This window comes from Bacillus mobilis (genome assembly GCF_001884045.1).
Classification (GTDB): domain Bacteria; phylum Bacillota; class Bacilli; order Bacillales; family Bacillaceae_G; genus Bacillus_A; species Bacillus_A mobilis.
In genome coordinates this window covers 1-254 of sequence record NZ_MACF01000077.1, presented here as the reverse complement: position 1 = coordinate 254, position 254 = coordinate 1, and the positions used below count along the sequence as shown (strand labels likewise).

Here is a 254-nt window from a genome sequence, read left to right as displayed (position 1 = left end):
CCAGCTTCTTCCGTTGGTTCTTCCAACTGTTCAAGTTTCTTACCTTCATCTGCTCCTTCTTGCTTCGGTGTTTCTTCTACTTGTTCGGGTTTCTTTTCTCCAGCTTCTTCTGTTCTTTCTCCTGCCTGATCAAGTTGGCTTTCTACATCTGTCCCCTCTTGCTTCGGCATTTCTTCTACTTGCTCCGGTTTCTTTTCTCCAGCTTCTTCCGTTGGTTCTTCCAACTGTTCAAGTTTCTTACCTTCATCTGCTCC

Annotated in this window: 1 protein-coding gene; it reads right to left on the bottom strand. The window is 45.3% G+C overall.

The genetic code is table 11. The features are described from left to right. On the bottom strand, positions 1-254 hold a 254-nt coding region (locus BAQ44_RS30845; RefSeq protein ID WP_428839377.1), incomplete at both ends, for a hypothetical protein.